12 protein-coding genes and 1 pseudogene are annotated in these 11,951 nt (G+C 35.4%); 7 read left to right on the forward strand and 6 right to left on the reverse strand.

The features are described from left to right. Positions 1–604: 604 nt before the first annotated feature. Together RGRSB_RS10840 and RGRSB_RS09720 are read left to right on the forward strand one after the other, a co-directional pair. Positions 605–739, forward strand: coding sequence for a hypothetical protein (locus RGRSB_RS10840; RefSeq protein WP_269460789.1), 135 nt, complete (start codon positions 605–607; stop codon positions 737–739). A 423-nt stretch (positions 740–1,162) separates the two neighbouring features. Further along, a complete protein-coding gene (locus RGRSB_RS09720; protein WP_119260869.1) occupies positions 1,163–1,705 on the forward strand; it encodes a LabA-like NYN domain-containing protein in 543 nt (180 codons plus the stop codon). Positions 1,706–1,767: 62 nt separating this feature from the next. On the opposite strand, the gene RGRSB_RS09725 is transcribed toward RGRSB_RS09720, so the two are convergent. The 5 genes and pseudogenes from RGRSB_RS09725 to RGRSB_RS09745 form a co-directional block, all read right to left on the reverse strand. Then, positions 1,768–2,106 carry a P-II family nitrogen regulator gene (locus RGRSB_RS09725; RefSeq protein WP_119260870.1) on the reverse strand — a complete coding sequence of 113 codons (339 nt, stop codon included), beginning with the start codon at positions 2,104–2,106 and terminating at the stop codon, positions 1,768–1,770. A gap of 222 nt (positions 2,107–2,328) precedes the next feature. Then, positions 2,329–3,509: pseudogene (locus RGRSB_RS09730) on the reverse strand (aminotransferase class I/II-fold pyridoxal phosphate-dependent enzyme). A gap of 94 nt (positions 3,510–3,603) precedes the next feature. Then, positions 3,604–3,933, reverse strand: a complete 330-nt coding sequence (locus RGRSB_RS09735; RefSeq protein ID WP_119260871.1) for a thioredoxin family protein — start codon at positions 3,931–3,933, stop codon at positions 3,604–3,606. A 209-nt stretch (positions 3,934–4,142) separates the two neighbouring features. Continuing rightward, positions 4,143–4,907, reverse strand: a complete 765-nt coding sequence (locus RGRSB_RS09740; protein WP_119260872.1) for a PspA/IM30 family protein — start codon at positions 4,905–4,907, stop codon at positions 4,143–4,145. Between the two features lie 202 nt (positions 4,908–5,109). Continuing rightward, entirely contained in the window at positions 5,110–5,841 is a 732-nt protein-coding gene (locus tag RGRSB_RS09745) for a PspA/IM30 family protein (protein ID WP_119260873.1), read from the reverse strand. A gap of 416 nt (positions 5,842–6,257) precedes the next feature. On the opposite strand from RGRSB_RS09745, the gene RGRSB_RS09750 reads away from it, so the two are divergent. The 4 genes from RGRSB_RS09750 to RGRSB_RS09765 all read left to right on the forward strand — a co-directional run bounded on the left by RGRSB_RS09750 (position 6,258) and on the right by RGRSB_RS09765 (position 9,595). Then, entirely contained in the window at positions 6,258–6,554 is a 297-nt protein-coding gene (locus RGRSB_RS09750; protein WP_232014525.1) for a chorismate-binding protein, read from the forward strand. Between the two features lie 677 nt (positions 6,555–7,231). Continuing rightward, positions 7,232–7,426 (forward strand): hypothetical protein, encoded by a 195-nt coding sequence (locus RGRSB_RS09755; protein ID WP_119260875.1) that lies wholly within the window; start codon positions 7,232–7,234, stop codon positions 7,424–7,426. A gap of 82 nt (positions 7,427–7,508) precedes the next feature. Continuing rightward, positions 7,509–8,264, forward strand: coding sequence for an RNA methyltransferase (locus RGRSB_RS09760; protein WP_232014527.1), 756 nt, complete (start codon positions 7,509–7,511; stop codon positions 8,262–8,264). A gap of 89 nt (positions 8,265–8,353) precedes the next feature. After that, positions 8,354–9,595 carry a serine hydrolase gene (locus RGRSB_RS09765; RefSeq protein ID WP_119260877.1) on the forward strand — a complete coding sequence of 414 codons (1,242 nt, stop codon included), beginning with the start codon at positions 8,354–8,356 and terminating at the stop codon, positions 9,593–9,595. 237 nt (positions 9,596–9,832) lie between these two features. On the opposite strand, the gene RGRSB_RS09770 is transcribed toward RGRSB_RS09765, so the two are convergent. Next, positions 9,833–11,224, reverse strand: coding sequence for a hemolysin family protein (locus RGRSB_RS09770; protein WP_119260878.1), 1,392 nt, complete (start codon positions 11,222–11,224; stop codon positions 9,833–9,835). A 367-nt stretch (positions 11,225–11,591) separates the two neighbouring features. On the opposite strand from RGRSB_RS09770, the gene RGRSB_RS11245 reads away from it, so the two are divergent. Further along, on the forward strand, positions 11,592–11,705 hold the full coding sequence (locus tag RGRSB_RS11245; RefSeq protein ID WP_420823018.1) for a hypothetical protein: 114 nt from the start codon (positions 11,592–11,594) through the stop codon (positions 11,703–11,705). Positions 11,706–11,951 lie beyond the last annotated feature (246 nt).

The raw sequence follows: 11,951 nt of genomic DNA on the forward strand, positions 1-11,951 counted from the left end.
GTGTTTATTAAAACTTTAAAGAAAGTATTCGATGTCACAATATTTTGTAAAAAATTTAGATTTAAATTGATTCTATTTTTAGATATTAAAATTTTTATTTATTAAAAACAATAATATTATTATTTTCTAGTTAGTATAGAATAACAAAAAATATAAGATTATCTAGGTTAATATTGCATTAATAAATATAATAGTATTTTGTTAATTCTTAATGAGAAATATCTTTATAATTAATCTTAATTAAACTTAATTTAAATAATTTTTAAAAATATAAATATTTATATTTTTCTATTTTAACTAATGAATAGATTATCCACTAATTGACTAATCTTAAAATTTATTATTATCGATAATCGCTTTAAATTGAAATAATTTGATTAGGTAGAATAAGTTTATCAAGCAAGTCATATCTCAGGATCTTATTACTTTAATGTAGACTAAGATTTATTATTTCCAGTCACTACTTATGAGGACTGTATCTTTTCCACTGTATAGATATTTCTTCTAGAAAAAGTAGAGATCGATATTTTACATAAAAAAATTATAGTGATTACCTTGAAAAACTACAGGTTACTTTCGCTGCCCTTTTTTAACAGTAGTTATTTTGATAAATTTACGGGGCAACAATCGCCATCGAGAGGAACACAAACCGATTAATTCTCTTGCTGACTATATTGAGGAGCAGTTAATTAACTTTGAAAACAAGTTACCGATGATTAGAATTATTTATTATTTTTAACTGTTGAACAAACCCTTCTGTAAGTTTATCAACAAATAGAAGAAATTATCGTTTGTTGCGGTTCAGGAGTAACTGCTTATGTTGATTTATTGTCCTTAACTTTAGTAAGTATCACTACTACAAAATTATTCCCAGTATGATGGAGCAATTGGTGTTCTTATTTAGTAGTTTAAAAATAATTTTGGACAATTATGTCTTTAGAGTTCTCCCAATAGTTAAAGACCTAGACTTAACTCAAAATACTTCTTTAGAAGTATTTTGAGTTGACTTCTACCTTAAAGACTTCTCTTTTCTATTTGAGATATCCATCACAACAAAGGGGGAAACTTTTAAGGTAAGATTTTAATTAAGTAAAATTGCTTAACTAGACTATTAAGCTAAAAAATTAAATTTTATTTCTAAATAATCTTAGGTCTTATTTTCATGAATGCTACAAATATTTGTATTCTTCAGAAAGAGCGTATTTCTATATTTATTGATGGTAATAATATGTTTTATGCTCAACAGAAAAACAGCTGGTTTTTTGACCCTAGGAGGGTTCTAGAATATTTTACTAAAGATCCTATCGTTAGTTTAGTGAATGCTTTTTGGTACACTGGCTTAAAAGATTCTCAAGATCAAAGAGGATTTCGAGACGCTTTAATAAGTTTAGGATATACAGTAAGAACCAAAATTCTTAAAGAATATTATGACGATACATCAGGTCGTTATTCACAAAAAGCTAATCTTGATATCGAAATTGTAGTTGATATGTTTAATACAGTAGATCAATATGATCGAGTGATTCTTTTTAGTGGTGATGGAGATTTTGAACGAGCAATTGAACTATTACGTTCTAAGAGTACCCATATTACAGTTGTCTCTACGGAGGGCATGATTGCTAGGGAATTGAGAAATGCTACTGATCGCTATATCGACCTTAATGATATTCGTCAAGATATTGAAAAGCTCGATTTTCAAAGTTAGAGAACGTTAACATCATATTGTCTGATGGGGAAGGACTGATGGTCCGTAATCCCCTATCTTAGTTAGATTGCTTCAAGATTGCTTTCTCCGGTGCGAATACGGATAATTTGATCCACGGGAGAGACAAAGATTTTTCCATCTCCAATTTCCCCAGTGCGTGCTGCGGCGACCAATTGTTTGATCACCATATCTACCTGAGGATCTTCGACGACAATTTCTATCTTAAGTTTTTGTAGAAACTCCACCGTGTATTCTGATCCACGATACCGTTCCGTTTGACCTTTTTGTCGCCCAAATCCCCGCACTTCTGAAACCGTCATTCCAACAATGCCTGCATTGACGAGAGCAATTTTAACGTCATCTAATTTAAAAGGGCGAATGATCGCTTCTACTTTTTTCAAATTGATTACTCCTTATGAAAAGATATCTCTTCGCTTCTAGTTATAATGCCAGTCTCTACGCTTATGTTATCTAGAATCTGAAAATTTTTCTAAAAGCTACTGCCTGTGAAGTCTTGGAAAAAAAATTCAGGGTAGTGGTAAGTTGCTTTTCTCAAATGTAAGATTGAATGACCTGGATTTTACTTGAATTTGTAGTATTTCATAAATATCTCTAAATAAATCTCAAAGAGTCTTTCCTGAAAATTTAGCAATTTGCTTAACTGCTACTTCTAACACATCAGGATTGTAAGCTAAAACAAATCTAACATAACCTTCTCCCTGTTTTTTAAAATCTGCTCCAGGAGAAACTGCGACTCTCGTTATTAATACTAATTGCTAACAAAATTCAATTAATTTAATCTGTCATGGTTATGGTGATTTTGCCTAAATATACATAGTTAATTAAGAAGATTCAACTAACTAATTAATATTATTTAGTGCTTTAATAAAAGCATAACTACATTTTTATAATTCAGTAACAGTTTGTTTTACGTTTTTTTGAGAGCTTTCTAAAGTAGCAATTACTCCCTTTAATATTCTTAGATATCGATTAAAATTAATAATTATTTTAATTTTTCTTGGTGTCGTAATAAGTTAAATATTTTTAATAGTAAATTAAATTCTAAATTCACTATATTGGATAACTTAGAAAAGATAAAGAACTCAATTGAACTAGATCTATTAAGATCTGCTTATAAAATAGAAGGCGGTAATTTTATTTCATTAAAAACAATATCAGCGTAAAAGAAATCGTGAATTAAAACTAAATTATATTGCTGATAAAATTTGACTTTTTCCTCAAAAAAGGACAAGGAAGCCATGTCCGTCGCGGGATTGTGAGGATAATTCAACACCATAAAACGAGCTTTAGCTAGAACAGAAGTGGGACTATCTGCTAATATTTGCAAAAGTTGATTTTCCGCTAACAAGGGCATTGTATGGATTGGTCCCCCTGCTAAATGGATACTCTCTGCGGAGGAAGGATAGCGAGGATCAAGCAATAAAGCTATTTTTCGAGGGTCAAGGATTGTTAGTGGCAAATAGACCGTTCCCTCCTGAGAACTGATCAAAGGTAATACTTCTGTCTGAGGAACAGTTTCAACGTCAAAACGGTAAGTGTACCATTTAGCCACAGCTTCCCGAAAAGTGAATATTCCATGGTGCAACAACTAGCCGGGAGTTGTGGGGTCGTGCGAAGATTTTTCGATAGCAGCAGCAATCGCCACATCTGGGGCTGGCAGATCGGATGATCGCAAGGATAAATCTATGATAATTTTACCTGCTGATATGCATTCGGTTTTCGCCTGATCCATATCGACAAAGACATTCCTTGACAGGGCTTGAAGATGCTTGGAAGAGCGCATAGTCTTTACAAGACTAAAGTTATTTAATGACTCGTTCAAATAGTTGAGTGAACAGTTATTAATCATTAACTATTCGTTATTAACTGCTCGCTATCTAACTTAAATAAGGATCTAAAATCTCCTCAATAAGTTTTTGTTTGGTAATAGCCCCTTCATGGGAAGCTAAAAGTTCTTTGTCTTTATAGAGTCTCAAAGCTGGAACCCCTTCTACTTGACACTCAGCAGTTGCTTTAGGGTTAGGATCAACTTCTAATTTAACCACTTTTAGACGATTACTATAAGTTTTAGCGATCGCACTAATAGAGGGAGAAACTAATTTACATGGACCGCACCAAGAAGCCCAAAAATAAACTAGAACAGGTTGCTTAGCGTGAAAAACTTCTTCTTCAAATTTTGGATCAGTAATTTCAAGAACACTACTCATAATTGTTTTTTTTATTGGCCATCTGGCCATCTAATAATTGAGTTACCAGTCATCTAGGTTACAGGTTAGCCAGTTATTTTGCTTATCTTTTGTTCAGATAAATCCTAAAAATAGAGCAATTTAAATTTAGCCAGTTGATGGGGACGTAATAATATACGTCCCTAAAAATTGAAACGAAGTTTTTTGTGATGTATTCTTTGATTTCTCCTTTAAAGATTATCCAATTGTTTCCGTAATTCTTCTAATTCTGCATCCACCGCCAAATCTTTTCGAGATGATTGGGTGTTATAAGCTTCAGGTAATTTTTGCGGTTCAGAAATACCAACTTGAGCTTTGAGCATGGCTAATTCGTCATCTACACCACTTCCAGACTCTAATCTAGCAAATTGTTCTTCAATACCAGTATCGCCCAACTCCCCAATGGCTTGGGAACGAGCTTCCATGTCCAATACTTTGGATTCCATGCGCTCAAAGGCTGCCATCGAACCACTAGTATTAACACCACTCAAAGTTTGTTGAATTTCTACGTTAGCTTTAGCGGCTTTAGAACGAGCAATTAGCATATTTTTCTTAGTCTTGGCTTCAGAAATTTTACTTTCTAAAGCCGCTAGATTACGCTTGAGGGTATTTACCTGACCATTTTGTTGTTCCAGCTGTTGTTTAAGAGTTACGGAAGTATCAGTATGAGTTTTTTTACGGACTAGAGCTTCTCTAGCTAGATTCTCATCCCCTTTAGACAGGGCAAGTTTAGCCCGTTGTTCCCATTTGTTCGCTTCTGATAGATCCTGATTGTATCGTTGCTCAGTACGCTTTTGTTCAGCAATAGCACGGGCGACGGCTTGACGCACTTGTATCAAGTCTTCTCCCATATCATTGATAGTTTGTTCTAAGACTTTTTCTGGGTCTTCTGCTTTGCTGACGAGATCGTTTAAGTTAGCTCGGACAACTCGGCCTAGGCGATCAAATAATCCCATGATGCTGTTTATCCTCCGGTGCGTGTACTAGGGTAAGTCAAATTTTAAAGTTAAGATTGCTTTTTTGTGCCATTGATTATGGCTTATCCATTTCTAGTTTGGCATATGAATGGTCACGGATGGAAAGTGAGGGAGTCAGAGAAAAAAACAACTTTGAAATACTCCTGAACAAAATTTATCTCTGTTTCTCAAGAATTACGTCTTAAAATTGATCGAGCTCAGCATTAATTACATCTATTTCTGAGGGAGATACTGATGATTGCTTAGACTGGCGTGAGGTCAGTTTTTTAGCTTTAAGGTTGACAATTTCTGTATCGATTATTTTATCCATTTCTAAGTCCATGAATTGCTTTTCTAAGGGATCAGTACTCAGATTTTGAGTTATTTGTGACTCTGCTTCGAGTTCGAGAATCCTCGATTCTATCTGCTCAAAAATACTGGTAGAATTGCCTGAGTTTAGATTTCCAACAATTTCTTGTAGTTTTTGGGAAGCCATCGCTGATCGCAGTCTGGCTACATTAATGCTTTTTTTTGCTTTAGCTTCGGTATATTTCCGTTCTAGAGTTCGTAAATCTTGCTTAACCTTCTCAACTACCTGATTTTGTTGTTCTAGTTGATTTTTTATCCCTTGAGCCTGTACTTGGTAAGATTGGCGGTTAATAAGTGCTTCCCTGGCTAAAGGCTCATTTCCTTTGTCAATAGCCATTTTTGCTTGTTCATACCATTTTTCTGCCGCCTTTTGATGGTAAGCTAACTGGCGTTGTGCACTTTTGTTAATGGCGATTGCTTCTGCTAATGCTCGTCGCATGGCGATCAATTCCTGTTCTATCTGAGCAATCGCTGTCTCTAAAACTTTTTCAGGATCCTCTTCTTCTTTTATTAAGCTATTAATCTGTGATCGTACGACTCGACTAATTCTTTCTAACCATTCCATAACTATCCTCAATTTCCTCAATTCACCTATCCATGTTAACTTGAGTTCGGTTTGAGAAGAAGAGACAGAGAAGTTGGGAGTAGTCTGAACATTCTCGTCCTCCCTGAATTGTGAAACAATAAGACAGTAGAATTTATTTTTATGCTTATCTACTTAACCTATCACTTTAAAAAAGTTGCTTGCTTGATTAGATCAAAGATTGTATTAATAATTATTAATACAATCTTTGATCTAATTTAGTTTAGTTTTATGCTGATCTTTCTAAAAAAGAGTAATAGTCTATTGTGACTTCCAAAGATTGCAATTTTTATTTCGCAAAGTAAATTAATTTGAAATAATCAAAGACAAGTAGCAGTTTAAACCTTTTATAATGCAGGACACATCACTGCGGGAATATAATTATTTGCCGCAGTGATGTGTCCACAGTAAAGGTGATTAAAATCAGTACTATTTGCGGCTACCTTCGTCAATATTTCAGAGCTACTGATTGTATCCGCCCGGCTTTTCCTGGTGGCTCAATGTCCGGTGCTCCCAAAATGAGAATCATGGGAATTTTTGATAAACTCGAAGGAGAAGCACGGAGTATTTACTCAGGGGCAATTAGTTTTCTAGGACTAAATGACACAGCAGATTTGAACATTGTCATACGTACAATCGTAATGACCTTAATTAGAACGACTATCGGCGTAGAAGGAACAATTGTTGCTTTATAGAATCCCTAGATGAAATTTGATGAAATACTCCTCAAGGTACAGACCTTAATTTGGGCTATTTGACTCACAGTTCATGGAAAGATTAATCCTAATCTCTACCACATCGTTGATACTCCATTAGTTAAACCAGCTGTTAAAGTTAAAGGGCAAGTTTAATATGTTGTGAACAATAAGTTTTTATAAAGCCCTTTTTTTTAAACTATCCATGAGTTTACTTTTAGATAATTTTCTTGTATTCCACTACATGAATACAGTTAGCACGACGAGTATTTAAAAAACAATGAGCAATAATAATTTTTACGTCTACTTAGAGCCATCTACTTTACTCAAATCGTTTTATGAGTGGTTAACATTAATCTTCACAAGTTAAGTGAAATAAAACGGCAGGTAATCTTAGGAATATCAAAGATGATATCTGTATCAATTTTATAAAGCTGCTCTACTGCAGCTTAATCTACTAAATAGTTAAAATATTTAAAATCATAAAGCTAGCTCTTATGATAGTTAAGTCGGTTGACTGATAAAAATTCCGAATTCTTTGAAGGGCAATGTTACAGTATGTTTAGAAGTATGTAAAATTTGTTATTATCTACCGTTGGACTCGTAATAACATGATAATTTCGTAGAATGGTTAATCAACCAAATCACACACTTAATTTTAGGAAGGAATATTAAAAGTGGAAACGACTTCGACCAATACAGAAGCCATGCAGGAAAACATACAAGATTACGTGGCTCAACTACAACTCTACATGACATTACATTCTCGTAATCTTGTTCCCTCTTTAACGCAAATTGAGGATCCTCGCCACCAACTATTACAAGAAACCCAGGCAACAATCGAAAAATTAGCATCTCGCCAAACTCGCTAACATTTGACTTTTTAAAAAAGGCCTTCATTATCATCTATGTAAATGGGATGGTGCTGGGGGCACCTAGTGAATTCAAAAAGTGATGTCAATCATGTCTTTAGCGCAAATCAGAATTATTTTAGTTGAACCTGCTGGTCCATTGAATGTGGGGTCAGTAGCGCGAGTCATGAAAAATATGGGGTTACAAAAGCTAATTTTAGTGAGCCCTCACTGTGATCCTTTGGGAGAAGAAGCGCGATTAATGGCTGTTCATGGTCTAAACATTTTAGAACAAGTTCAACAAGTAGGCAGTTTACCTGAAGCATTGCAAGGATGTCAGCAAACGATAGCCACTACAGCCCGCACTCGTAGCTTTCCGACTCCTCTGGAAACTCCCCGTCAAGCCCTTCCCTGGTTATTAACCTCCAACCTCCCTAGTGCCTTAATTTTTGGACCAGAAGATCGGGGATTAAGTAATGAAGAACTCAATTACGCCCAACGTTTCCTCTGTATTCCAGCTAGTCCGGCCTATCCATCTTTAAATCTTGCCCAGTCTGTTGCTATCTGCGCATATGAACTCTACCAAGCTGCCCAAATCCCTCTGGAATTCTCTTCGATCTCCCTTACAAAACTGGCCTCTTTTGATGTACTCGAAGGCTATTACCAACACCTCGAAACGATTTTATTAAAGATGGGTTATCTTTTTCCCCATACGGCTAAGGCTAAAATGGAAAAACTCCGCCGTCTTTATAACCGCTCAAACTTAAGTGCTGAAGAAGTAGCTTTGCTGCGGGGAATTCTTGGACAGATTAATTCTATATGGCAACATTTACCCGACAATTATAGTCGTAAAAGTTAATCGTCTCGATCAAATTTACACTGATTGACGTCGCAAATATTGTTTTAACTTGTCTTTTTTTCGATTTTAATTGCAAGGATTCTTAGACTATGCCCCGTCGAATGATTAATTCCTCCTATAATCCCAAAAGTAGTGCAATTAATAACAACTCTTACGGTCGTTCGACCAATGGCAAAAGTAGTTCTCGTCGTGAACAGATAAATGATGTTTCTGGGACAGGGCGTTCAGGCAGACGACTTTCTCGCCGAAGAGTGTCAACTTTAACGGTTCCTACCAAACTTCTTGATCGGCGCACTAAAGATTCTCCTTCCAGTTTGATGACCGTCGTGTTTTTGTATATTCTTCGTTTAGGTGTTATGGGAGTAGGAGTAAGTGCGATTGCCGGAACAATTTTAACTGTATTGAATCCGACCAGTTTATTCGCCACCTATTTTAATTCTCCCCAACTGACCGCTTCTGAAGAATCTGTACAATTTGAGAAAAAAATCCCTACAGCAGCGACTATTGATAATACGATATCTATTCCCCCAGGGCGAGAATTAACTCATCTCAAAACCAAATTAGAAAAGGTAGCCAGCCAGGAAAAATACGCTAAAGTCAAGCCTCAAGGCTGGTTTATCGATTTAGATAACGGTAACTATGTCAATTTCAATGGAGATACTTCCCTTTCTGCCGCTAGTACCATTAAAATTCCTGTTCTTGTCGCTTTTTTCGAAGAGTTAGATGCCGGAAGAATCTATCTAGACGAAATGCTAACCATGGACGAGGAGATTATCACTGGAGGGTCAGGAAGTATGCAATATCAGAAACCTGGAACTAAGTTTAGTGCCTTGGAAGCTGCCACAAAGATGATTGTTATCAGCGATAATACAGCCACGGATATGTTAGTCCGTCGTCTAGGAGGTAAAGAAGCTCTCAATAAACGTTTTAAGGAATGGGGATTAACCAAGACAGAGATTAATAATCGTTTACCCGATTTAGAAGGCACCAATACCACCAGTCCCAAAGATTTAGTAGAATTATTGGCCCGCGTTGAACGGGGAGATTTATTGACAGTACGATCACGTGATCGCCTGTTAGGAATTATGCAAAAAACACGCACTCAAACCTTATTACCTCAAGGACTAGAACAGGGTGCAATTATTTCTCATAAAACAGGGGATATTGGTACGATTTTAGGAGATGCTGGCATTATCGATATTCCCACGGGTAAGCGTTATATTGGGGCCGTATTTGCCGAACGCTCTTACAATGATGTCATGGGGAGAATGGTCATTCAAGATTTCTCTCGCACCGTTTATCAACATTTTAAATGGTATCAACCCAATTAAAGTATTAAACATTAAAAACTGGCTCAATAAGTTCAGAAAACTACTGTTGAGGCTAAAAGAAAACTAAAAAAAAGAGTATATACTCAAAGGTCACTGTGAGCTTGTTTCAGTAAAAACTTAAAAAATGCTAGGGTCCAATTTGGAGACTTTTCAATTCTCAAGAAGAAGCAATTACCCGTCGTGTAGAACTGATTTGAATTAATCAGTGTAGTTCTCTCTGCTTATTCGTATCTATATCTATTCTTCATTCCCTTGACAATCAATAATTTTATCTTCAATAATTTCAGTAACAGACCCTTCTAGACGATGAAGACGAATTTGCAATAAACGAGGAGGTTCAACCGTGACAACTGTAAACTCTAAATTGTCATAGAATAAAGTTTCTCCTATAGCAGGAATTTTCTGCCATTGATAAAGTAAGAATCCTCCCAAGGTTTGATATTCATCCGTTAGAGGTAACTCCAGGTCTAAAACTTTATTAAGTTCTTCAAGATTGATTTGAGCTTTCACTAAAAATGTTTGATCATCCAACATTTTTAGTGAAATATCTTCTGTCCGAGTTTCTTCCAAATCACTATCAAGAATTTCTGCAATCAAATCTCGAAGAGTAATTAATCCAGAAGTTCCTCCAAATTCATCCACGACAATTACTATTTTTAACTGTGATCTCTGCATTACAGAAAGCAATTCATCTAACGGCATGGATTCAGAGACGAATTTAATTGGTTTGAGCCAACGGAGCAAGGAAGATTCCTTTGTTAATTCTCCTTGAGCCAATGGAGGAGCTAAATCTTTGAAATCAATAAAGCCTAACATATCATCAAGGGAATCTCCTTTCACCGGATAACGAGAATGACCAGTAATGGCGATTTCTTCAAGTAAATCCCCAAAAGTTGCTTCCTCAGAAATGGCAATCAACTGAGTACGGGGAACCATTACCTCAACAGCCATTACCTCGCCAAATTCAAAGACATTTTTCAGTAGTGCTCGTTCCTTGGCTTCTAAACCAGTTGATTCTCCTTCAGTAGCAATGATCAATTGAAGTTCTTCTGAGGTCACTTGATTGTATCGTCTTTCCCTCATGTATTTAATCCCAACACTACATAATAAATAGCGAGTTGATTGATTTAAAATCCAGATAAAAGGATTAAAAATTTGGGCAATTACTCCAATGGGAGGACCTAAAAGTCGAGCTAACTTCTCTGAGTAAATCAAGGCAACAGATTTAGGACATAATTCTCCCAACACAATTTGTAGATAAGCAACTAGCAAAAAAGCAACTGGGATAGTAAGACTATAGGATAGGGATTGGGTCAGTTTAGGATCGAACGGCAGATTCCTCAAAAGAGGACTTACTAAAACTACCATGGTTCCTTCTCCAATCCAACCGAGAGCTAAACTAGAAAGAGTAATTCCTAATTGAGTGGTTGAGAGAAGACGATCAATACTACGTTGTAGGGATTGGACGGTTTGAGCTTGAAGATCACCAGCTTCTACTAATTGACTAATGCGTGACCGCCGTACCGACACCATGGCAAACTCGGCAGTAACAAAAAAGGCATTAATGGCAATCAGTAACAATATTAATAAAAAACGTAGTAAGATTTCACTAACACTCAAACTATTCATTGAAAAATAAAGCTTGTAACCATTATTAATAATCTCTAAATTTCAAAAATCAAATCTTTACTAAATTATTGTTTTAGGCTAGTGATTTCTAATTTTAAATCGACTATAAAGCCTTAAACTCTCTTTGAAAGAAAACACTTCCATTATAGATCCTAAAACTCAATTTATATAATTAGATGAATCTTGGTAACTAAATTACTGACAACAGTTATGTGTGCCATCATTTATGATGCACTACAAATTCCTTCAAAGGTTGTTTAACTCCTTATTCCTACCTTCGAAAAATTTACGTATTACTGATAGGAAATTAAGTCAATAAAATTATCCTTTAATTCTAGGCAATTAAATTGTGGGAACTATAGTAAAGGTGGGGAAGAAGCCAACTAAATTTCAAAAGGGTGGTATTGTCTGGGTTCCCTTGGGAAGAAGTATCTGTGGTCATTGTCTTTATTGTCAGAAAGTATCGAGAAAACCTTTTTGATAAAACGTAATTTGTTAGATATAAACTTGACAGTGGTTATGCTGACTGTAAGATAATAAACAGTCCAAAGACTATCTTAACCTAACAAGTTATCTCATTGCTGTGTGTAGTATAATCTGATTCAGGATTATTGTTACCGCATAAGGGGAGAGACGCAACCCCTTAAATGTAATACTTGTTTTTAACCTAATACAAAATTTAATTGAAAAATTATTTATGGTCTGAGCATGTTTTACTCAAGAATTC

Origin of the sequence: cyanobacterium endosymbiont of Rhopalodia gibberula, assembly GCF_003574135.1 — a bacterium.
GTDB lineage: Bacteria > Cyanobacteriota > Cyanobacteriia > Cyanobacteriales > Microcystaceae > Rippkaea.